Here is a 23,902-nt window from a genome sequence, read left to right as displayed (position 1 = left end):
TTATTTATTACCTAAGATTGTTGATATTGTTGTCTGATAAGCTTTAATTGCTGGTATTATAGAAGCAATTATGCCAATCAAGCATGCCCCTAATAAAATTAACCATTCCATAGGATACACCTTAAATGCATTTATAAAATCGCCACTCTGACTTGTTTGTGTACCGATATAATAAAGACCTGCATGCCCAAGAACTAAACCGAGCAAACCGCCTATGCAAGTGATCACTAATCCTTCGACGATCAATAAATTGAAAAGTTTAAATTTGCTTGCCCCCATAGCCCTCATGATCGCTAAATCATATTGACGATCTTTCAACGCATTGTATAAACTGATGAAAACACTCAAACCTGCAATGATCATAATGACATAAGCCAATATTTCTAAAGAATCAATACCAACACCGAGTAAGGAAAATAACCTTGCTGATTCCAAAGCAGGCGAAGCGGCTTGCATACTCGTCGATTGATTGATAAGTTTAGGGATTACACCTATGGCAGCTGGGGTTCTGTATTTTACTAATAAGGCCGTAATCTCCAGGCCCTTATCTTTAATCAGGTCATCTGCAATACTTTTTACAAAGTTATTATCCCTTGGTTTTTCAGCGACTATTGTTTCAGCATCATTAGCTGGTGTAGCCTCTTTTTTAGGGGAATCCGATGGATTTTCATGTTCATCAGCATGTTCATGATCATGGTTGTGACCTTCATGATGATGATCCTCTTCTGGATGTGTAGGAGTGTCATGCTGATGATCATGATCATCAGCGTGTTCATGTTCATGGTCATCATGAGCAATACCATGCACATCCCATACACTTTCCAAATTGCTTAGGATTAATTTATCGACGATGGAACCTGAGGGTTTTAATATACCCACCACTGTAAATGGATGTTCATCATGGATATGTGCATTTTCAGCCAATCCATGAGCACCTAAGACTTGGTCTCCTATTTTTAGGTTATTTCTTTTAGCGGTTTCACTCCCCAACACGATTTCATAGCTCTTTTTCCAAAACTGTCCTTCATGGATTTCTAGCGCATACATGGTAAGAAAAGAGCTATCCGTACCAACAATGCGGTGCCCTTTGAAATTATCTCCCAAAGAGATCGGTACTGTCATATCGATCATAGGGTTGTCTTTCAGTTTTTCAGCTTCAGATAAGAGGATATTTCCCGTAGGATTATCAACATGGTATAAAGCACTCAGAATAAGTTGTAATGGGCTACCTTTAGCGCCTACGACCAAATCTACTTGCTTACTGTTATTGGTTAATTGTTTTTCGATACTATCACTCGTGATGTAAATACTACATAAGATAGCGACTCCGAATCCTGTCAAAATAATACTCAACAAGGTTGATCCCCATTGTTGGGTGATGTTTTTCCAAACGAGTTGTACGGTATTCATGTTATTGAGCAGCTAAATTATAGTTCTTATTAAATTCATCTTTCAAGCGTTTATCATGCGTCGCAATAATCAATGTGCTACCTTGCGCTGAGGCCAGACCCTTTAACAAGTCCAGAACCAATTGGGTGTTTTTATCATCCAGTGACGCCGTAGGTTCATCTGCCAACAAGATGGTTGGTTTATTAATCAAAGCCCTTGCGATGGCAACACGTTGAATTTGTCCACGACTTAATTCTCTTGGTAATCGGTTCCCAAGATTTCCTAATTGAAGTTTATCCAGTAATTGATGAATGGATTGTTCATTAACCGGAAGAGCAGCTAAGGACTGTGCGAGTTTTATATTTTCTAAAACAGTTAAATTTTTCAATAGATGAGCCTCTTGAAAGATGAAACCCATGTGTTGCGCACGAAATTTATCCAATGCTGATTCCTTTAATGCATATATATTTTGTTCTCCAATTGTTACAATTCCTGTTTTGGGTTCCGAAAATCCTGCTATTAAATTTAAAAAGGTAGTCTTTCCAGATCCCGAGTCTCCTAAGATCAGTGTATGATCTCCTTTATTGATAGTCAAATTCTCAAAGGTCAATGCCCTCCCTTTGGCGTATGAAAATGATAAATCTACTGTATTTAAGACGATTTCACTCATAAATAAACTTTGTTGCAAAATACCACTATTTGACGGCTTATCCCAATTCAAGAGGTAACATTTTGAACAATAAATATGTCTTAACAAATAATTAACACTAGGCTCATGTTAAGATAATCAACTATTAATATTTACGTAACAAATGGATTATACTTTTGCAACAATATATTAACATAGTATGAATTCTATAAAGAAAATTGTTTCGTTGATGTTATGCTTTTTAAGTGTAATTCTAGCGAATGCACAGCAAGCACCATTTGGTGTAAAAGGTACTGTAGTCGATTTGGAATCTTATAAACCACTGGCTGGCGCTACGATCAGCATTGCAAACAGCAAGCTCGCTACCACGACCAATGAAAAAGGTGAGTTTTACATTTCCCTTCCTGCTGATAAATCCCAAGATTACTTAGTTCGTGCAAGTTTGATGGGATATGATGCACAAGAATTAACATTCAATTTAATCAGTCAAGATACGGAGTTCCTTTCCTTCGCTTTAAAAAATGCCAATGCAATTATCGAGGAGGTTGTCATTACTCGAAGAAGAGAGAAGGCTACGGAATTAGCTTTACTGGAAGAACGTAAAAAATCTAATTTGATGTTGGAAAGCATCGGAACTCAAGAGCTTTCACGAAAAGGGATCAGTGATGCTAGATCAGCATTAACGAAGATGGCTGGTGTATCTAGACAAGAAGGAGTTCGTAATGTGTTAGTACGCGGATTAGGAGATCGTTTTAATTCTACTTCCTTAAATGGATTGCCATTACCATCCGAAGATCCATTGTACAAAAACATATCCTTAGACTTCTTTAGTTCAGATGTAATCCAAAGTATCAATGTTAATAAAACGTTCAATCCTATGATTGGAGGAGATGTTGCTGGAGCAAATATTGATATTTATACCAAAGAAGCTACTGCAAATAGTTTTCAAATTGGCACCAGTATAGGTGGCAATAACCAAACAATAGGCAAAGATGGGTTTAAAAGAATTGATGGAGCCAATTGGTACGGCGGAAATTTAGGTGGATGGAAACCTCAGGTAAATGACCTAAAAAATTACTCCTTTCAAAATGCTTGGACGCCAGCTGGCCAAAAATACCTTTTAAATAATGGATTAAAATTCCAAGGTTCCAGGAGATTTATGATAGGCAATAATCCCTTAAGTTTATTTATTGTGGGGAGTATGGATGGTAAATACCGCTATGCGGAAGGTAAATATCAACAAGCGAATAATGAAGGTCGTAAATACTTAGATAAGGAATTTGTTCAAAACGAATATAATGTTTCTCAATCGGCGATGCTGAATTTACGGTATGCTTGGGCTAATAATTACATCAGTTATAATTCCTTGTTCATACACGATCAAGTTCAGAACTATTCTGAAATATTTGGAAAAGGCATTAATGAGGAAGAAGGGGATCGTGAATTTACCAGAAGACAGCAAGTAAATGATAATTACTTATTCGTAAATCAATTGCTATCCAAATTAACCTTAAATGAACGATGGACTACCGATTTAGGATTGGCATTTAATTACAGTTTAGGAAATGAACCCGATCGTCGGACGAACAACCTTTTGGAGCGACGTTCAGTTTTGAGTTTTTCGACCAACTCTGCTGGGGAAAATGAGCGATTTTATTCCGATATGGTAGATCGTGGATTAGTAGCTAAAGCTATCTTAAATTATGATTTCTCTCATGGAAGTGAGTTAGACAGAAAGATTGATTTTGGTTATCAAGGAAATATGATTAAGCGAAACTTTTATTCATCAGTTTTCAATCATAAAATCCTGCCCCCTCCACCATCCTCTGTAGAAGTAAATAAACTGGATGATTTTTTTAATCAACATAACCTCGGTACGGGCTTCTCCTTAGAAACAGGAAGAGGAACAGGGGCAGCAGCTTATAATCCATTTTATTATACAGGAACAAAAAATGTGCATAGTTTTTTAGCTTCTGGAACTTATCAGTTTAATGAAGATTTGGTGGCTGTTCTAGGATTACGTTATGAGCATATCAAACAACAAGTACTGTACGATACGAATTTAGGAACTAGTAATATCGATGGACCCTCGTTAATCAAGAAAAATTTCATCCTACCAAGCTTGAATTTAAAATATAACTTGACTGATAAGATGATCTTGAGGGCTTCAGGAAGTCAATCATACATTATGCCGCAGTTTATTGAAGTGGCGAATATGTTATATACTGGACAGAATCTATCCACCGTGGGTAATGTCAAGGTCATACCTTCAGAAGTTATCAATGGAGATATCAAATGGGAATTGTACCCGAATATGGGAGAGTTAGTTTCCTTTGCGGTATTTTATAAACATATTAAAAATCCTATTTCACGGATACAGTCGCTGAGTTCTGGTGGGCAAATGACCTTTGCTAATACTGGAAGTATGGCCGCTGTATACGGGGCAGAGGTGGAATTGAAGAAAGATTTGTTCAAATCTTCCAACAGTTTTGGCGAAAATGTATTGTCTGCTGGTTTAAATGTTTCCTACCTCTATTCCAAGCAAAAACTAGATGATCCAATTGGAAGGTATACGTACACGGAAGATCAATTGGAGGGTGCATCGCCATGGTTAATTAATGCGGACTTAAGTTATAAAGCCCTATTTAACAATTTTGATTTGACACCTACTGTCGTATTTAATTATTTCAGTGATCGTATTTATACCATTGGTGTTGGAGGTTTTGAAAACATTGTAGAAAAAGGTGTTCCATCCCTAGATTTTGTGCTGAATGGAACCATCAAAAAGAAGATTGGCATCAACTTAAAAGCTGAAAATATATTAAATCCATACCGTCAGTATTCCAGGAAATTCAGTAATGGAGCAGCTCCAATCATTGTGGAGCAATACCGTAGAGGAGTGGATTTAAGCTTAGGTTTATCTTATAAATTTTAATAAATAATTAACACACAATTAACACAAGGTTAAATACTTAACGTTTTCTTTGTGTCAGAAATTAAATGAATATGAAGACAAAATTATTTTTAATGTTAGGTGTATCAGCTATGCTTTTTGCATCTTGTACTGATGATAATGTTAACCCAATTCAAAATAAAAAGGGTGAATTATCAGGAAAGATTACAACCAATATGACATTGGATGCTAGTACCCAATACGTTTTAACGGGAGCCTTGTTAGTATCGGATGGTGCTACTTTGACTATTCCAGCTGGGACAATTATTAAAGCGGAAGGTGGAAGTACAAGTACTTATGTGTTGGTAGAAAGAGGTGGTAAAATCATCGCGAATGGTACCGCAGATAAACCAATTGTCTTTACATCTAATTCTGCTACTCCAAAAGAAGGAGATTGGGGTGGAGTAATCATCAATGGTAAAGGAATAATCAGTGGTGAAGCTGGGAAAGTTGCTGAAAGTGGAACAGAAATTAATACAACTATTCGTTATGGAGGAGATGTAAATGATGATAATTCAGGTATTTTAAACTATGTGCGTTTTGAATATACTGGAGCTCGTATCAGTGAAACAAAAGAACATAATGGATTAACATTAAATGCGGTAGGTAACAAAACGCAGTTATCTAATCTTTATTTTTCTTATGCAGCAGATGATGCTATCGAATTTTTCGGTGGTTCAGTAAATGCATCGAATATTTTGGTGGTCAATTGTTCTGATGACATGGTAGATTTTACAGAAGGATATACTGGAACGATCTCCAATGTCTATGGGATAAGAGAAGAGGGCTATCTTGATGCAACCAAAGATCCTCGTGGTATTGAAGGAGATGGAAATATGGATGGTAAATTTGCCAATCATATTAACCAATCTAACGCTATAATCAAGGATATAACATTGATTAACAATGCTCCTGAAGCAACTATGGTAGATGCCATCAAAATCAGAAGAGGTGCAAAAGCAACCATCACGAATGCATTTGTGAAATTTGGTCCTAAAACAGTTATTGTTGATAACAACAATCAAGTAGTAGTTGATTTGATAGATTTTACAGATGATATTAGTTCTGCTGCTGCTGGCACGACAATAACTTATGCATTTGATCCAGCAAATAAATTAGACCAAGCAAAAATTAAAGATGCTGGTCTAGGTGGAGTAACTAAAAATGATGCCTTAAAAGGTGCAAATACTGCTGTATTTGGATGGACTGGTTACACATTTAAATAATCGTACTCGAATAAGTAAATTATCCAAATTATATACCAAACCCGCTCTTGAATAAAGGGCGGGTTTTTATTTTTTATTCTATAGGTATAGGCTGTTTAGCTCGTTAATCCTCTAGTTGCTAGCCCTCGTGCAACTATACTATAAAAATCAAGCCAGTCAGGATGGATTTAAGGAAACATTTTGCAAAAAACAACTGTTGGGTTCCGTAAAAAATAAAACCTATTAAATAGATTCAAAAAGGGTTAAAAACCCTTTTTTTTAAGTCCATCGGGCAGGATCATCGGTCAAATGGGAATGTGAAAGCCCATATATTAATTGGATCTTCTTCGGATCTTCTTTGGATTTTAACCCAATATTAGTCGGATCTGCCGTGCAATTTTACGAACAAGATCCGAAAGAAATCTGATTATGAATCAGGCAAGAATCGTAGAGACTTAGGATTCCATCATAATTAATATAATAGGGTATAAAACGAATTTTTTTAGGTTATGCGATATATTGAACAAGGAAGGATTGGCAATAAACTTAAAAGTCTATACCCCATTTTCTGTTAGGAATGGGTATAGACTTTTAAAATTAGTAAGAATACTAGGCTAAAAAACCAATTTTTTTTTGGGGTAGGAGCAGTGTTCTGTTACTTATTTTCTAACTCTTGATCGTGTTTATGTCTAAACAGAATCGCAAATAATATCGCAACAACTAAGGTATACGCTGCAAACGCAAGCCATATATGGTGCCAATCCTTCAGTTGCACGACTTGGTTGAATACACCTTCCTTGACCTCAATTGACTTGGAGCTGATGAAATTTTGGAATGAACTGTTATTTGGATTTGTTTCTAAAAAACCGGCAAGCGATTTTTCATCCTTAAAATTTAGGGTGTAGTATTTATCGATAATCCATCCAGAAACTCTAGAGCCTAAAATAGCACCAAATCCATTCGTCATCATCATAAATAAACCTTGAGCAGATGATCTAATTTTGTTATTGGTATTGGTTTCTACGAATAATGAACCTGAGATATTAAAGAAGTCAAAAGCCATTCCATACACGATACACGATAGCACAATCATCCAAAGACCGGAGGAAGGATTTCCATAGGCAAAAAGTCCAAAGCGTAATACCCATGCCACCATAGCGATAAGCATTACTTGTTTTATGCCAAACTTTTTCAAGAAAAACGGGATCGCTAGAATAAATAAGGTCTCCGAAATCTGTGAAATAGACATAATGATTGTGGAATACTTGACCACAAAAGAATCTACATATTTCGGGAAAAATTTGAATTCATCCAGAAATACATCGCCATAAGCGTTTGTTAATTGCAACGCGGCACCTAAAAACATGGAGAATATAAAGAAAAGAGCCATTTTATAATTGGCAAAAAGCTTAAAAGCTTCCAATCCTAACAGTTGTGATAAACTGGAATTTCCTTTAATATGATGCTGCGGTGGGCATTTTGGAAGATTAAATATGGAATAAATTCCTAGCAGTATTGATCCAGCAGCGGCAATGTAAAATTGCCCTTCTGTCGCTTTGCTTCCTGTTAAATTGGTAATCCACATCGCTGCAATAAAGCCAATGGTTCCCCACACACGAATGGGAGGGAAAGCTTTGATTAAATCGTAATTCGCTTGATTTAATGCGGTGTATGCGATGGAATTGGATAAGGCAAGCGTAGGCATGTAACAGCACATGGCAATCAGAATCACATGGAAAAAATCTTCCGGATTGCTAACCTGGGCAAGATAAATTAAGGCAACAGCATAGAGTAAATGTAAAGCAACATATAGCTTTTCCGCATTAATCCATCGATCTGCAAGGATTCCTATCAAGGTAGGCATGAATAGGGATGCAATACCCATGGTGGAAAAAATGGCTCCGAACTCTGTGCCATCCCAATTTTTTGTACCAAACCAATAATTGGCAATGGTAATTAACCAAGCTCCCCAAACAAAAAATTGCAGGAAGTTCATGATGGTTAATCGAAGTTTAATAGACATACTCGATGGAGTTTTTCAAAAAGGGAGAGGTAAAAATTATTTTCGTTTTTCTATTTCGTCGCGAATTTTTGCGGCGGTTTCATATTGTTCATTTTCAATAGCCTCTACAAGTGTTTTTTCGAGTTGTTCTAAGCTTAAAGAAGCATAGGGAGAGGGTTTGTTTTTTACTTTTTCTTTCTCTATGGGTTTTTCTTCCACTTCCTGATCCGAATTCTCAGCGGGTTTGTAGTTTCCTACATTTTCAATGTTCTCTAGAAAGGCGAAATCGTTGCCTTCAATGACTATTCCTGCTGTATTCATAATGAAATCGTACGTGTAAATAGGGCATTCGAAGCGAACCGCTAGTGCGACAGCATCCGAAGTACGTGCATCAATTTCAGTAGTTTGACTGCCATCAGAACAAATTAATTTGGCAAAGAAAATCCCATCTATCAAATTGTAGATTAATATTTCCTCGAGGTTAATACGGAACGTTTCCGCAAATGATTTAAATAAATCATGCGTCAGCGGTCTGCTCGGGGTCATTTTTTCAATTTCAACGGCAATAGATTGCGCTTCAAAACCTCCAATAATCACAGGTAATCGTCTATTACCTCCAACTTCGCCTAATACCAATGCATAAGCTCCAGATTGTGTCTGACTATAGGAAAGCCCTACGATATCTAACTTGATTTTCTTCATTAAAAACACGTTAACGTGAATACAAAGATGGGAATATTCAAGGCAAAAAAAAAGTGACCCTGCCATTTTTTAGCAGAGGCCACTCGTTCATTGTTTAGTAAATATTTATTGTTGTTTCAAAGCTTTAATAGCTTGAGTTAATTTTGGCACGATTTCAAAGGCATCTCCTACAATTCCATAGTCAGCTACTTTAAAAAATGGAGCTTCTGAATCCTTATTAATAACGACAATAGTTTTAGAAGAACTCACCCCTGCTAAATGTTGTATAGCACCTGAAATACCTATAGCGATGTATAAATTAGGACTAACAACTATTCCAGTTTGACCCACGTGTTCCGAATGCGGCCTCCAGCCGGCATCAGATACTGGTTTGGAGCAAGCTGTCGCAGCACCTAATACCTCCGCTAACTCTTCAATCATCGCCCAATTTTCGGGTCCTTTTAGTCCACGGCCTGCAGATACAACAATCTCGGCTTCGGGTAAAGATATTTTATCGGTTGCCCTCACAATATCTTTAACAATTACATTGAAATCTTGTTCTGATAAATTTGGACTAAATGAACTGATCGTTGTTTGCGTATCAGATTTAACGAGTTCGAAGCTATTCGGATTGAGGGCAATTACTTTTTTATCGGAACTGATAAGTTCAGTAGCAAAAGCTTTGTTTGAAAATGCTGATTTTTTAATTTCCATACCGTTTGCGGTAAAGGAAGGCAGGCTTATTGCCCCATCAGCTAATCCAGCTTGAAGTTTTGCAGCTAAACGTGGTGCTAAACCTTTTCCACTGAATGAATTGGATAAAATAACGACATTCGCATGCTCTTGTATGGCCGCAGCCGCTATAATCGAAGCATATGCTTTATTTACAAATTGTTTTAATTGTTCTTGATTACAATCCAACACTTTGCTGACGCCATATTGACCTAATTTCGTTAGTTCTGCTTCTGCTACCTGACCAATAGAAATCGCAGTTACAGTATCAGAAAGTTGGTCGGCAATAGCCTTTGCGTAAGAGACCACCTCAAATGCTGATTTTTTAAATGTTCCTTCTATATTTTCTATATAAACTAAAATAGCCATATTGTATTCTTTTGATAAATAAGGATTAGATCACTTTAGCTTCACTGTGTAACAATTGCACCAATTGATCGACTTCGTCCACTAATTTTACAGTACCTCTAGCCGCTGGAGTTTCGAACTTACTTATGCTGGAAAGTACGCTAACTTCTATTGGTTCGATGACCTGTAGTGGTTTTGTTCTTGCACTCATGATTCCTCTCATATTCGGAATTTTTGGTTCTGCAACACCTTCAGCTGTACCTACTACCACAGGTAGATTGACCGTCAATACTTCTTTTCCGCCTTCTATTTCACGATCGATCGTGGCTTCGCTGCCTTCAATTATTAATTTTTTAGCGATGGATACGGATGGAAGATTTAATAACTCACCTAATAAGGCTGCTACTTGAGCACCGTTATAATCTATGGATTCACGACCTGTTAGGATTAAATCGAAAGAATTATTTTTAGCATAATTTGCTATTTGATTGGCTACAAACCAAGCATCTCTAGCATTTGCATTCACCCGGACTGCATCATCAGCACCAATAGCTAATGCCTTACGAATGGTTGGTTCGGTACTACTATCGCCCACATTGATAACAGTTACAGTGCCTTTTCCGCCTTCAGCGAGCTCAACAGCTTTTGCTAAAGCTATTTCATCATATGGATTTATTATATATTGTATACCTTGACTATTGAAAACCGTATTATCGTTAGTGAACGTAATTTTTGAAGTGGTGTCTGGAACGTTACTTATGCATACTAATATTTTCATAATTCTAGCGTTTTACACAAACCTACACTATTTGTTAAGTATTTCAAAACATATATAGCGATGTTTTTAGTCCTCATTAAATCCATATAAATTAGTTTGTTTATAAAATAAATGACCTTAAATGATAAATTACGCAATAAACTATCGAAATTTTAATCATAATTTTTGAAATTAAGAATATTTTTTCCCGAATAATGTTTGTCATATAATTGTCATTTCTATGCGTGCATAGTATTTTTTCAGATTTGGACTCTCATTTTTAAATCCATATAAATAATCTATTTTTGTGTATGAATAAACGCTTAGACCAATTGAATAGTTTTTTAGAGGAAAATCCTCAAGATCCATTTCTTAAATACGCTATCACGATGGAGTACGTAAAACTCGGAGAAGATGCAATGGCGTTAAAAGGGTTTGAAGATTTATTGGAGCATCATGAAGATTATATTGGTACTTATTATCATTTTGGTAAATTTCTAGAGCAGGCAAATCAACCAGACAGGTCTAGGCTTATTTACGAACAAGGAATTCACATGGCACAGCAAAAACGCAATTTTCATGCTTTAGGAGAATTAAAAAATGCCTTGCTGCTGCTGGATGGTTTATTGGACGAAGACGACGAATAATGTTAAAGTTTTCTTAAAAATGAAATAATGGTATCTTTTTTGTTTTTAAAGTTCCAAATCGTTTATTATGCGTGCCTTGTCCATTATTTCATTCACTTTGATTTTGATTATCATTGGTATTAGCTGTAAAAACAGCAAGCCAAATGTTAATCAATTGCAACAATCAGAAGGGAATGTGTTAACAGGTATCGGAATTGTAGGAACGTATGAGGGGCGCTTACCCTGTGCAGATTGCACCAATATATCCACCGTATTAAACTTAAGTAATAACAAGCAATATTATTTAAGATATACTTATGTAGGTAAAAGTGATGAAGTCTTTGAGCATCGTGGACGTTGGAAAATAAATGATGATATATTAAGTTTAGAAAATATAGATTACGACTATAAGATATCTGATAAGCAGCTTAATCAACTTGATCTTTCCGGTAAAGAAATTAAAGGGGACTTAGCCGATCAGTATGTCTTAGTCAAAATAGACTAATTAGATCGTAGTTAACTAAAGAAAAATTTATGATTTAATTGGGGTAATATCTAAATACAACAGCTACTATTCGTATTTGATTAGATCAAAAGAAATAAAAAATGCCTTAAACTTGTTTAAGGCATTTTTTTTAGCATGTTCCAAAGTATTAGTCGTGGTTGCAAATTTCTTTTAATGCTGCAACTACAAAATCTACCTCTTCTATAGTGTTAAATTTACTGAAAGAGAATCGAACCGAAGGGCGATCTGGATTTGATTTTATCGCACGAAGTACATGCGATCCGATGTCAGAGCCTGAACTACATGCACTACCACCTGATGCGGATATTCCCTTGATATCTAAATTGAATAACAACATATCACCCATATTGCTACAAGGTAAAGATACGTTCAGCACGGTGTAGAGTGATTTTGCGGTTTCTTGTTCTCCATTGAATTCCACTCCAGGAATCTGTGTTATTAATTGAGATTTCATATAATCTTTAATGGATTGAATATAGGATTGATGTTGGTCCATTTCTGCATATGCAATCTCTAAAGCTTTTGACAATCCAACGATACCATATACGTTTTCGGTACCACCACGCATATTGCGTTCTTGTGCACCACCGTATATAAGGGGTTTAATTTTATTTCGGCCATTAATATATAAAAAACCTACACCTTTTGGGCCATGGAATTTATGAGCAGCTCCTGTTATGAAATCAACTTTTAAATCCGCTAGGTTATGCGGATAATGTCCCATTGTTTGCACAGTATCCGAATGAAAAACTGCTTGATATTGTTCGCAAATTTCACCAATTCTTTTAATATCGGCTAAGTTCCCCAATTCATTATTGGCATGCATTAACGATACAAATGTTCTTGGGTTCGCTGCCAGTAATTGTTCTAGTTGGGCAAGATTAATATTGCCTTCCGCATCTACCTCTAATAAGTCTAAGTGTATTTTCCCCGCTTTTTCCAGCTCTTCCAAGGTATGTAATACAGCATGATGTTCTATCGGAGAAGTAATTGCATGAGTAATTTGATAAGCTTCAATCGCACGAACAATAGCCATGTTGTCGGCCTCTGTGCCTCCAGAAGTGAAAAATATTTCAGAAGGAGAGGTATTTAATAACTTGGCAACTGTTCTTCTGGCTTGTTCAATGATGGTTTTCGTTTCACGGCCATGTGCATGTATGGAAGATGGGTTGCCAAAATTTTCGGTAAGAGTTTTGACCATTGCTTCGATAACATTTTTATCTAAAGCGGTAGTAGCGGCATTGTCGAAATAAACTTGCATGGGCGCAAATATAATTAAACAGGTTGAGAATTTGGAGACTTTTTGTTATTTCTGACCAGCAACAAACAAAGTAAAATAGCGCTGGTAATCAGGGAGATGTAAACAATTAAGTCTTTGTATCTGCTGTAAAAAGTAAGGTCTTCATTCAAATTAATTTCTTGAGATAAGGCTGTTGGTACCCACCAAGTAGATTGCTGAACAATATCCCCTTTTTGATTGATAAAGGCTGAAATGCCTGTATTTGCAGATCGTACGACCCAACGTCTATTTTCAATTGCTCTTAATTTAGCATATAGCAAATGCTGATCTTTTCCAGAAGTATCTCCCCACCAGCCATCGTTGGTCACTATTGCAATGAATTGCGCACCTTTTTTAACATATTCTGCGACATAATTCCCCCAAATGGATTCGTAACAAATGACTGGGGCTGCCCCAATACCACTTGCTGAATAGAATACGGAGGGTTCTTTTTGACTGCCATAACCACCAGTAGAGCCACCAAAATGGGCGAAAAAGGGTTTCAAGAAGCTCATAGCCTCACCAAAGGGCATTTGTTCAGCTCCTGGGACTAGTTTTGACTTATGGTAAAACTGCAGTTTAGAACTTCCATCTATTAAGACCGCTGCATTGAATCGGTCTATAAACACATTTCCAACTTGTTCGGCTGTTAACGAACGTTGGTCTTGGTATATCGCATAACTTTCAATTCCAGAAAGCACATTCGCATTGTGATACGGTTCTAAGAATTGAATGACCTTTCTATATTGTTCATAATCACGAAAATCATCTTCATTTATTCCACGTTCACCAGAGATTGCGGTCTCTGGCCAAATGAAAAATTCCGTATTGAGTTTCGCTACTTTTTGAGACAAATTCATCAGAATTTCCAATTGCTTCATAGGAGATGAATCCCATTTTTCAAAAGGATCAATATTAGGTTGTACTGTGACTATCTCCGAAGGGTTTACATGCTCATTATATCGCTGGTATATAACGATGGAACTGATGGCAGGTAGTAAAAAGCTAAATAGCGCAATAGATAAAACTATGTTATTGCTGTATATTTCTAATTTTTCTTTTTTCTGCCATAACAGTAAAAAGATCAAAAGGTTTAAAATCCAAATCCATAACGTTCCTCCATATACCCCAGTAATGCTGTACCATTGGATCAACTGATGAAAGTTCGCAAACCCATTACCGAGCGTCATCCAAGGAAATGATAAATCCCAAGTTTGATGTAAATACTCATAGGCAATCCAAAAGGATATTAATCCTAGAAAACTGATTAGAATTTGATTTTTTTTACGAAGTTGATAATATAGTCTGAAAACAACCGCCATTAGCAGTGGTGCTAATGTGAATGGGATTAAAGCAATCAAGAGGGATGTCGCTGCATTTAAATAGGCATTCATGGCATTATAAACCCAGTAAATGGATGCGGTATTCCAAATAAAGCCAGTAACAAACGCTAATGAAAAGATTTTACGCCCTTTGTTTTTCAAATCGGAACGCATTACTTTTTCTATAGCAAATAACAAGGGTACAAAAGCAACAAACAATAGAAAACTACTATAAGGGATCGGAGGCCATGCCAACCAAAGCAATAGGGCACTAAGGCTAGCCAGCAAATAATTATTACGCATTTGATTTATAGTTTGCTTAGAATTTCTGCTTTTTTAGATTCGTATTCAGCTTGCGTGATAAGTTGTTTATCATACAAGCTTTTAAGTTTTTTTAACTTCATAGTAAGTTCATCATCCTCGATAATCGTATGGTCCAGTGCTTGCATTGCTTTGGGTTCACTTTGCGTTGGAACGGAAGTTGGCGTTTGTGGACTGAAAGCGCTAGGATTATTGAAACTAGCACCTATAGGATCAGTATTCGATTCTACTTGTTTATTAATTGCTATAGGAGCTTCTAAACTTGTTGTAGGTAAATCTTTTGTTTGATCCTGTGGAATATAAGAGTCAAATTTTGGTTTATTTTCAATACCCATTTTAGGGTCTGCTTTGACTTGTTTTTGAGCTTGGAGATTATCTAATGCCGCTTTGATTAATTGATAGAGTTTACGAGCCTGGGTTTTTGGAATATAATCTATCGTTAAATTTTCTCCTGTATAGGGAATAACGGTAACCTTAGATCCGAATATTTCTTCTTTAAATGCGATATCCTTAATGTCTTGCCAAGAGAATATTTCAAAATTAGTAGCTAATCCTAGCTTTGTAAATTCACCTAGGAAGATTCGTTTATTACTTACAGTAATACTATCCGGCAGTAGGTTCACTGCAGGTTTTTTTTGTATCGCTACATAGTTAACCTCTTCATCGGCGGTTAACATATCTAAAATTTTTCCAAGAACCTTATCTAATACTTTTGGATCTTGACCATCTTGAGCGTATTTATCTAGTTGATAGTTTTCCATTTGTGAATTCCTTATGATATTGTGGTAAACCTATTATTATTAACTTAATCCTGCAATACAGCAAACAAATTCGCCTTTTACGGGATGTGTTTCAAAATGATTTTTTAATTCTTCCAATGAGCCGCGCACATTTTCCTCATATAGCTTGCTAATTTCTCTAGATATCGAACCTTGTCTGTCGGGACCGAATACGGCAATAAATTCGTCAAGTGTTTTCAAAATGCGATGCGGTGATTCATAGAAAATCATGGTTCTTCTTTCTTCCGCTAAGGCCTTTAGACGAGTTTGTCGTCCTTTCTTAACCGGTAAAAAGCCTTCAAAACAAAATCGGTCATTGGGTAATCCAGAATTGACTAATGCAGGAACAAAGGCGGTGGCACCTGGTAGGCACTGTACTTCGATATGCTCTTTAATAGCTTCCCTAACTAAAAGAAATCCGGGATCAGATATTGCGGGAGTACCTGCATCAGATATTAACGCTATTTTATTGCCTTCTTTTAATAATCGGATGATTTCTTGAACGGCCTTGTGTTCATTGTGTTGATGATGCGCAAAAACTTTTTTATCAATTCCAAAGTGTTTTAACAATGGAGCACTTGTTCTGGTATCTTCTGCAAGAATGATATCAACATTTTTAAGGACTTGAATGGCCCTAAATGTCATATCTTCTAAATTCCCTATAGGTGTTGGTACGATGTACAGCATAGTCAAAGGTAACTAATTAAAGAGTATGTCAAGCAAAATGGAGTTGACATTCCTCCTGTTAATTCAATAAAATAATGTGCAATTATTCTGAAACTTCCGTATAATCCGCTGATTTTGGAAACAGCTTAATCAGGTCATTCCATTCTTCGGGAATGGCGCTTAACTTCCGCTCAACAATATTCATCCAGGCACCATCTACATTTACTGTTGCTGCTTTAACACCATTTTCTTTGAAAATTTCATGTCTAAAAGAAAATCTAGAATTGCTGATATTGTATTTAGTGATTTCTACAGTCACAGTTATTCGTTCGTCAAGCCCGATTTCTCGGTGATATATTAATTCTTCGCGGAATAAAATAGGGCCTATTTTTCTTTTTGTGAACTCTTGCAGGGATAAGCCTGATTGGTTTAGCATATTACTTCTAGCTTGTGCGCAGAAATCGGCGTATGCAGAATGCCGAACATGGATATTGGCATCTATCTGTGACCATAATACTTGGCCTTCAAAAAAAATGTTTTGTTGCATGGAATATCTCTCTAATTCTCCTGCTAAAATTACTCATTTCATTTTGATGAAAACTATTTTCAAAACATACTTTTTAGGAATACTGGTTTTGTGCATGTACTATCTGGAAGAAGCGGAGCATAAAATGCGTTCCTAAATCCATGTTAACTGATTTAATTTATTAACTATTAGGGTTATTCTGCTTGTAAGTTTGTTATTTAGCCTTCATTTCTTTAATTCGTTTAACATATTAATAACATTATATTAATTGGTAGTTTGTATTAGTACCATTTCTTTACCTCAAATATTAAACTATTGATATGAGATACTATTTACTACTATTATTCACCTTTATTTTCTGTTATTCGAATGCCCAAAGTATTTTGAGGGGAAAAATAATGGATTCCAAGGATCAATTTTCGTTGCCAGGTGCAACTATTAAATTAAAAGAGGGCAATCGGTACACGGTGTCCGATGGAAACGGGAATTTTGAGTTTCTTAATTTACCTGTTGGTACTTATCATTTAAGTATCAATTATTTAGGATTTAAGCATTTTCAACAAACGGTGGAGGTGAATGCTTCAACTTCCAATTTAACCATTTTTTTGGAGTCAGGAAGTAATAACATTGCTGAAGTAATGGTGATAGGTGATTTAGCAAAAGGACAAGCTAAAGCATTAAATCAACAAAAAAACAATAATAATATCAGCAATGTCATTTCTTCAGATCAGGTTGGACGTTTTCCTGATCAAAATATTGGTGATGCCTTAAAACGTGTTCCTGGTATAACGATGCAAAATGATCAAGGCGAAGCTAGAAATATCATCATTCGTGGACTAGCACCAGAATTGAATTCGGTGACTTTGAATGGTGATCGTATTCCTTCTGCTGAAGGGGATAATAGAAATGTTCAAATGGATCTAATTCCTTCGGATATGATTTCAAATATTGAAGTCAACAAGACGTTGTTGCCTGATATGGACGCAGATGCTATCGGTGGAAGTGTAAATCTAGTAACAAGGGCAGTACCAAATAAGCAACGTTTATCCGCAACTGTAGGGGCTGGGTATGCACCTATCCGCGAAAAACCGCTATACAATGGATCAATTATTTATGGAAATCGATTCATGGATAATAAAATGGGATTGGTATTGAGTGGAACCATGCAAACGCAGCATTTTGGATCTAACAACATTGAAAGTGCTTGGAACAAGAGTGGGGAACAAATCTTTTTGAAGGATATGGACATCCGTAAGTATGATGTGAGTCGGGTAAGAAGAAGTGTGTCTGCTGGATGGGATTTTGAAATTAATGATCACCATCGTATTGGATTGAATGCGATATATAATTGGCGTGATGATTTGGAAAATCGGTATCGATTACGCTATAAAGGAATGAAATGGGATGAGGCTAAAAAAGCTTATATCGGCGAAATTAGTAGGGAAACGAAAGGAGGAATAGACAATAATGCGAATGAAAATAGTCGATTGGAAAAACAAAGTGTATTGAATTTATCCCTACGTGGAGAACATTTATTAACACCTAAATTAGATTTGGATTGGTCTTTAGCGTATTCAAAAGCTGATGAAGATCGTCCAAATGAGCGATATATTAATTTTTCGATTAAGAACGCCGCTTTACAACAGGATTTGACTGATTCTAATTTGCCTTTTGTAACTGATGGTATTACCGATCTTTCAAAGTTTGGTTTCAATAAAATTACGGAAAATCACAATTATACTTCAGAGGATGAGATTGGCGCAAAAGTTAATCTACGTGTACCTTTAAGTGTTTTGGATGGTCAAAAAGGGAGACTTCGTTTTGGGGCAAGGTTACGTTTGAAAACTAAAAACCGAGATAATATTTTTTATAAATATAAACCAAATACAAAAATCAATAACTTATTAGAGGTGCCTAATCAACACTGGGATGCTAGAGGTTGGGACCAAGGGGAACGATTTGCAGCGGGAACATTTGCTGCTAATAGCTATTTAGGTGGTTTGAATTTGTTGGATAAAAATCAATTTGAAGAAGAAGCGGATCCTTCGGAGTATTTATCTCAAAATTATCATGCAAAAGAAGGGATCTACGCGGCTTATGCTCGTTTTGATCAAAATTTAAGCGAGGCAACGACTTTAATTTTAGGTGCTCGCATAGAGCATACCCGTTTGGATTATACAGGAAATAATGTTAAGGATGAAGAGGAATTAGTAGGGCAAATTAAAAATAAAAACAAGTATACCCATGTTCTTCCTAATGCCACATTAAAACATAATTTCAACGATCATTTTATCTTGCGTGCTGCCTTTAGTACGGGCTTGGCAAGACCCAATTATTATGCTTTAGCCCCTTATATCAGTTCTAAATCTGAAGATAGTGAATTAGAGGCAGGTAATCCGAAGTTAAAGGCTACTTATGCATATAATGGAGATATCATGCTGGAAAATTACTTTCAGAATATTGGTTTACTGTCTGGGGGAGTTTTCTATAAGAAATTGAAGAATTTCATCTATATGTATAATGATGCGAATTTTACTGCAGCAAGATTTACGGAGTTATATCCAAATCAAGCAAACCCTATTGCTGCTGGTGATACTTGGGAGTTTAAACAGTTTAAAAATGGGGATAAAGTAGATGTGTATGGCTTTGAGCTTGCTTTTCAGCGTCAATTGGACTTTTTACCGGGGCAATTTTTAAAAGGATTCGGGATTTATACAAACTATACGTTTACGGCTTCAAAAGCGAAAGGAATAGCAGGTGAAGATGGTGTTTTTCGTACAGATATTGGTTTACCGGGTACCGCACCTCATATGTTTAATGCTTCATTATCTTGGGAAAATTCTAAATTATCTGCAAGACTTTCTGGGAACTATGCTGCAGGTTATTTGGATGCTATTGGTAAAGATGCATTTAATGATGCCTATTATGATAAACAATTCTTCCTTGATGCGAATGCATCTTACAAAGTAACACGGCAGTTTAGAATATTTGCGGAAGCAAATAATTTGACCAATCAGCCTTTGCGTTATTATCAAGGAACTCAAAATAGAATGATGCAATTGGAGTACTATAAGCCAAGATATACGTTGGGTTTAAAATTTGACCTTTAATAGATAATATACAAACAATGAAAAAATTACTAATTATATCCACTGCATTAACGTACATGCTAACGGCTTGTCATAGCAAATTAGCACCTGTTGCTAAGGATGCTATTAAACCTACTATCATTACCGAACAAGTTCCAAATGATACGGATGATCCAGCGATTTGGATCAACCCTAAGGATAGTTCTCAAGTAATTGTGATCGGTACAGACAAGCATGAAAAAACGGGAGGATTGTATGCCTTTGATATGGATGGGAAAATCATAAATAAGGTAGTGCCTTTGGATCGTCCTAATAATGTAGATATCGCTTATGGTTTTAAAATGGGCGATCAGACCATTGATATTGCTGTTTTAACCGAGCGTGGAACCAATAAAATTCGGGTGTTTAGCTTACCTGATTTAAAGCCATTGGATCAAGGTGGTATCCCCGTATTTGAAGGAGAGCAAGAAAGATCGCCTATGGGAATTGCCTTATATACTCAACAGGATTCATCGGCTCATAAGATTTATGCTGTGGTTGGAAGAAAAAGTGGTCCATCTGAACGCTATTTATTTCAATATGAATTAATCTGGAATGGTCAAGCAGTGGAAGCAGAAAAGGTCAGGGAATTTGGTCAATATGTCGGAGGGAAAGAAATCGAGGCTATCGCTGTGGATAATGAGTTGGGCTATATTTATTATTCGGATGAAGGTTATGGCATTCATAAATATTATGCTAATCCTAAAAAAGGAAATGAAGAATTAGCATTATTTGGTCAAAAGGATTTTAAATCTGATCATGAAGGTATTGCAATATATAAACAAACGGATAGTACAGGGTATATACTAGTTTCTAATCAGCAAAATAATTCCTTTAACATTTATCCAAGGGAGGGGAGTGTTGAAAATGCCAACCAACATCCTCTTTTGAAAGAAATACCTGTTTCTACAATAGAATGTGATGGGGCTGATGCGGTATCTATGCCTATAGGCTCAAAATTTCCAAAGGGGGTATTGGTCGCAATGTCCAATGGAAGGGTTTTCCATTACTACGATTGGCAACTTATAGAAAATTTATTAAGTAAATAAGATACCAAACCATAATCATTTGTAATAAGGGCGCATCAGGAATGATGAGGCCCTTATTTATGTTATCTGCGAAGGAATTGACAGCTCTGGATAGGTTTGTCTAATAAATTCTCCATCCTTATGCCTAATTTTTATTCCCTAAATAAAGTATGAGAATAAAGTTTATTACAATCTAGTTTGACTAATCCTATGCTTTGTCGTCATACTAAAAACATGCTGAGGGAATGATCCATCGCATACGGTAATGCCAAATATGCTGTTGATCTTTTTCTTTTCAAATGCTTGGATACCTTGCTATATAAAAATGAAAGTTTAAATCGGAGAGACCATCTGCATTAATATCGCTGTTAACCATCCGGCATATGTACCAATAGCATATCCAAAAACTGCTAAGATCACACCTACGGATATTAAAGAAGGGTGGAAGGCTGCCGAAGTGACGGATGCTGAAGCTACACCTCCAACATTTGCCATACTTCCAACGGCAAAATAGAAAAAGGGTACTTTAAATAGCTTGCCAATAATCAATAATAATAACGCATGAAAGGATATCCATATAAGACCTACTACAAATAATCCAGGGTTACCAAGGATTGCTGTAATATCCATTTGCATACCAATGGTGATTATCAGCATGTAAAGTAGCACTGAGCCTATCTTTGAGGCGCCTGCATATTCTAATTTTTTTGCAGGAGTAAACGATAAAGCAATACCAAAGGCAGTTGCAAAAAAGATAATCCAGAAGAATTCATTGGTTAAGGAAAATTTAGCGAGTTCGGGAAAGTTTGTTCCCATGTATTTTGCGAAAGGTTCAGCTAAGAAGCTCGCTAATCCAGTTCCTGCGAATGCTAAAGATAGCATGAGCATAAAGTCTTTAGTATCTGGGATTTTGTTGTTTTCTAAAGCTCTCTTTTGCATTTTCTCTTGCAATTCCTCGACATCCTTTGCATCGGCTTTAAAAAAAGCATTGAACTTCTTTACTTTAGCTGCTCCAAATAATAAGAAAGCCATCCATAAATAAGCTACAAAAGCGTCCACCGCAATGATGGAGGAAAATAATTCTGGAGATGGTTCTAATATTTCTTTAAGAGCGACTTGATTGGCGCTTCCACCTACCCATGATCCTGCTAATGCGCCTAAACCTCTCCATACTTCATTTGGTCCCACTCCTCCGACTACCTCAGGTGCCACAAGGGAGGTTAACCAAACGGCCAGTGGCCCTCCAATGATAATGCCCACGGTACCTGTAATAAACATTAGTCCTGCGCGCTTTCTCAAGGCCCACATTTCTTTTAAATCTAAACTAATGACAAAAAGAATTAAACATGCTGGTAAAAAATATCGACTACCAATGGTCGTAAGAGGAGAATTTACACCGTCAATAATATGGAAAGTGTTTAATAATCCAGGGAGGAAATAACAAAGTAAAAGTGGCGGAATAATATTGTAAAACCCTTTTATAAACTTATTAGATAGGTTGGAAGTGTAGAATACGAATCCTAAAATAAGCATCAATAATCCAAATACAACAGAAGTGTTACTAATTAACGGCAGGTTTTCGGTAGAGGTAATTTGCATAAATTTTTAATAATTGCTAATTTGCTGTGAAAATAACTAATTCTATTGATAAACAAACATATCTACCTATTGGGTAGTAATCAAAATTAAATCTAATCCAAAAAATAATAAATACGAAATGGACCGTAGAAATTTTATAAAGAGTAGTGGTATCATTCTTGGGGCAACATCGTTAGAAATGCCTAATCCTTTAATGGATGTGAAGAAAAAAATTAAAGTTGGTTTAGTGGGCTGTGGAGGCCGAGGCACTGGAGCAGCATTTCAAGCCTTATCCGCAGATCCAGATGTGGAAATCGTTGCTTTAGCTGATATTTTTCAAGCACAATTAGATACCGCTTTAGCCTCTTTGCAAGAAGCTGACAAGGATCGTGTGAAAGTTGCAGATAAAAGAAAGTATGTTGGTTTTGATGCCTATAAAAAACTGATTGATAGTGATGTGGATGTGGTGTTATTATGTTCACCGCCTTCATTTAGACCCGATCATTTAGCTGAAGCCGTTAAGAAAGGGAAACACGTATTTTGTGAGAAACCTATGGCGGTAGATGTACCAGGAGTTCATAAGGTTCGTGAGGCAGTGAAGTTAGCAAAAGAGAAAAAGTTAAATGTTGTTTCGGGTTTTTGTTTTAGATATACGACTCCAAATCGTGAATTAGCGAAGTTAATCCATGCTGGAAGTATTGGGGATATTTATGCAATCTCCACCTTTAGATTAGGAGGAGAATTGACAGAAAAACCTAAGCAGGCTGGATGGTCTGATCTTCAGTATCAATTGTATAACTGGTTTTTCTACCAACGTTATTCAGGTGATATTATCGTGGAACAAACAGTACATAGTATAGATTTCATGAACTGGATGATGAATAGAGGTTTACCTAAATTTGTTTCTGGTACAGGAGGGCGCCAAAGTAAACCATGGGATAAGTTTGGGAATGTATTTGATCATTTTGCCATCGAATTTGATTATGGTGAAGGGGTAAAAGGCTTTCACTTTGGAAGACAGCAAAATGGTACACAACCACGAAATTCAGTGGAAGCAAAAGGTACTAAAGGGGGTATGAATGTTAGTATTTTAAGCAGCTACGAGATTTATGGGGAAAATCCATGGAAGTTTGCCGGTAAAACAGATAACATGTATCAAACACAGCATAATGAGCTGTTTGCTGCTATAAAAAATAAACAGATAATCAATGATGGAGAGTTTATGGCAGATTCTACTTTATTGGCTATTTGGGCTAGAGAGGCAGCATATACTGGTAAAATAATAAGTTTGGAAGAGATTCAAAACTCGACAAAAACTTACGGCCCTACCTCAGAAGATTATTCTTGGGAAATGGAAGGGGATAAGGCTTTAATTCCTAGACCAGGATTAGCAATTTAGGTAATTTA

General features: G+C 36.3%; 19 protein-coding genes. 7 read left to right on the top strand and 12 right to left on the bottom strand.

Features of this window, described 5'->3' with window-relative positions; genetic code table 11:
* The gene (locus ACFRAE_RS09855; protein WP_422796983.1) at positions 1 to 1,410 is read right to left on the bottom strand and encodes an ABC transporter permease; all 1,410 of its coding nucleotides are present in this window, start codon (positions 1,408 to 1,410) and stop codon (positions 1 to 3) included.
* A gap of 1 nt (position 1,411) precedes the next feature.
* The gene (locus tag ACFRAE_RS09850; protein ID WP_422796982.1) at positions 1,412 to 2,059 is read right to left on the bottom strand and encodes an ABC transporter ATP-binding protein; all 648 of its coding nucleotides are present in this window, start codon (positions 2,057 to 2,059) and stop codon (positions 1,412 to 1,414) included.
* 178 nt (positions 2,060 to 2,237) lie between these two features.
* On the opposite strand from ACFRAE_RS09850, the gene ACFRAE_RS09845 reads away from it, so the two are divergent.
* Together ACFRAE_RS09845 and ACFRAE_RS09840 are read left to right on the top strand one after the other, a co-directional pair.
* A complete protein-coding gene (locus ACFRAE_RS09845) occupies positions 2,238 to 4,973 on the top strand; it encodes a TonB-dependent receptor domain-containing protein (RefSeq protein WP_422796981.1) in 2,736 nt (911 codons plus the stop codon).
* Positions 4,974 to 5,044: 71 nt separating this feature from the next.
* A complete protein-coding gene (locus ACFRAE_RS09840; protein WP_422796980.1) occupies positions 5,045 to 6,217 on the top strand; it encodes a hypothetical protein in 1,173 nt (390 codons plus the stop codon).
* A gap of 634 nt (positions 6,218 to 6,851) precedes the next feature.
* Here the strand turns inward: ACFRAE_RS09840 and ACFRAE_RS09835 are convergent.
* From ACFRAE_RS09835 to ACFRAE_RS09820, 4 genes are all read right to left on the bottom strand, one after another.
* Positions 6,852 to 8,219, bottom strand: a complete 1,368-nt coding sequence (locus ACFRAE_RS09835) for a nucleoside permease (protein ID WP_422796979.1) — start codon at positions 8,217 to 8,219, stop codon at positions 6,852 to 6,854.
* A 36-nt stretch (positions 8,220 to 8,255) separates the two neighbouring features.
* Positions 8,256 to 8,900: a bifunctional nuclease domain-containing protein gene (locus tag ACFRAE_RS09830; RefSeq protein ID WP_422796978.1), complete on the bottom strand. Its 645-nt coding sequence runs from the start codon at positions 8,898 to 8,900 to the stop codon at positions 8,256 to 8,258.
* 105 nt (positions 8,901 to 9,005) lie between these two features.
* Positions 9,006 to 9,980, bottom strand: a complete 975-nt coding sequence (locus ACFRAE_RS09825) for an electron transfer flavoprotein subunit alpha/FixB family protein (RefSeq protein WP_422796977.1) — start codon at positions 9,978 to 9,980, stop codon at positions 9,006 to 9,008.
* Positions 9,981 to 10,005: 25 nt separating this feature from the next.
* Positions 10,006 to 10,737 carry an electron transfer flavoprotein subunit beta/FixA family protein gene (locus ACFRAE_RS09820; RefSeq protein WP_422796976.1) on the bottom strand — a complete coding sequence of 244 codons (732 nt, stop codon included), beginning with the start codon at positions 10,735 to 10,737 and terminating at the stop codon, positions 10,006 to 10,008.
* Positions 10,738 to 11,027: 290 nt separating this feature from the next.
* Between ACFRAE_RS09820 and ACFRAE_RS09815 the strand changes: the two genes are divergently transcribed.
* Complete coding sequence (locus tag ACFRAE_RS09815; RefSeq protein WP_422796975.1) at positions 11,028 to 11,363, top strand: tetratricopeptide repeat protein; 336 nt, start codon at positions 11,028 to 11,030, stop codon at positions 11,361 to 11,363.
* A gap of 67 nt (positions 11,364 to 11,430) precedes the next feature.
* Positions 11,431 to 11,847 (top strand): copper resistance protein NlpE, encoded by a 417-nt coding sequence (locus tag ACFRAE_RS09810; RefSeq protein ID WP_422796974.1) that lies wholly within the window; start codon positions 11,431 to 11,433, stop codon positions 11,845 to 11,847.
* A 148-nt stretch (positions 11,848 to 11,995) separates the two neighbouring features.
* Here ACFRAE_RS09810 and ACFRAE_RS09805 read toward each other — a convergent pair whose 3' ends face one another.
* The 5 genes from ACFRAE_RS09805 to ACFRAE_RS09785 form a co-directional block, all read right to left on the bottom strand.
* Positions 11,996 to 13,129 carry a cysteine desulfurase family protein gene (locus ACFRAE_RS09805; protein WP_422796973.1) on the bottom strand — a complete coding sequence of 378 codons (1,134 nt, stop codon included), beginning with the start codon at positions 13,127 to 13,129 and terminating at the stop codon, positions 11,996 to 11,998.
* 14 nt (positions 13,130 to 13,143) lie between these two features.
* Positions 13,144 to 14,772 carry an apolipoprotein N-acyltransferase gene (gene lnt, locus ACFRAE_RS09800; RefSeq protein WP_422796972.1) on the bottom strand — a complete coding sequence of 543 codons (1,629 nt, stop codon included), beginning with the start codon at positions 14,770 to 14,772 and terminating at the stop codon, positions 13,144 to 13,146.
* 5 nt (positions 14,773 to 14,777) lie between these two features.
* Positions 14,778 to 15,551, bottom strand: a complete 774-nt coding sequence (locus ACFRAE_RS09795) for a PH domain-containing protein (protein WP_422796971.1) — start codon at positions 15,549 to 15,551, stop codon at positions 14,778 to 14,780.
* Between the two features lie 39 nt (positions 15,552 to 15,590).
* The gene (gene rsmI, locus ACFRAE_RS09790; protein WP_422796970.1) at positions 15,591 to 16,256 is read right to left on the bottom strand and encodes a 16S rRNA (cytidine(1402)-2'-O)-methyltransferase; all 666 of its coding nucleotides are present in this window, start codon (positions 16,254 to 16,256) and stop codon (positions 15,591 to 15,593) included.
* 82 nt (positions 16,257 to 16,338) lie between these two features.
* Positions 16,339 to 16,782 (bottom strand): acyl-CoA thioesterase, encoded by a 444-nt coding sequence (locus ACFRAE_RS09785; protein ID WP_422796969.1) that lies wholly within the window; start codon positions 16,780 to 16,782, stop codon positions 16,339 to 16,341.
* Positions 16,783 to 17,081: 299 nt separating this feature from the next.
* On the opposite strand from ACFRAE_RS09785, the gene ACFRAE_RS09780 reads away from it, so the two are divergent.
* Together ACFRAE_RS09780 and ACFRAE_RS09775 are read left to right on the top strand one after the other, a co-directional pair.
* Positions 17,082 to 19,871: a TonB-dependent receptor gene (locus ACFRAE_RS09780; protein ID WP_422796968.1), complete on the top strand. Its 2,790-nt coding sequence runs from the start codon at positions 17,082 to 17,084 to the stop codon at positions 19,869 to 19,871.
* Between the two features lie 17 nt (positions 19,872 to 19,888).
* On the top strand, positions 19,889 to 20,938 hold the full coding sequence (locus tag ACFRAE_RS09775; RefSeq protein WP_422796967.1) for a phytase: 1,050 nt from the start codon (positions 19,889 to 19,891) through the stop codon (positions 20,936 to 20,938).
* A gap of 312 nt (positions 20,939 to 21,250) precedes the next feature.
* Here ACFRAE_RS09775 and ACFRAE_RS09770 read toward each other — a convergent pair whose 3' ends face one another.
* Positions 21,251 to 22,516 (bottom strand): DUF819 domain-containing protein, encoded by a 1,266-nt coding sequence (locus ACFRAE_RS09770; protein WP_422796966.1) that lies wholly within the window; start codon positions 22,514 to 22,516, stop codon positions 21,251 to 21,253.
* A 118-nt stretch (positions 22,517 to 22,634) separates the two neighbouring features.
* On the opposite strand from ACFRAE_RS09770, the gene ACFRAE_RS09765 reads away from it, so the two are divergent.
* On the top strand, positions 22,635 to 23,894 hold the full coding sequence (locus tag ACFRAE_RS09765; RefSeq protein ID WP_422796965.1) for a Gfo/Idh/MocA family protein: 1,260 nt from the start codon (positions 22,635 to 22,637) through the stop codon (positions 23,892 to 23,894).
* The last annotated feature ends 8 nt before the right edge of the window (positions 23,895 to 23,902 follow it).

The sequence above is a fragment of the Sphingobacterium sp. HJSM2_6 genome, assembly GCF_049316305.1.
Lineage (GTDB): Bacteria > Bacteroidota > Bacteroidia > Sphingobacteriales > Sphingobacteriaceae > Sphingobacterium.
Note: the sequence above shows the minus strand (reverse complement) of the source record. Positions and strands in the feature narration are given on the sequence as shown.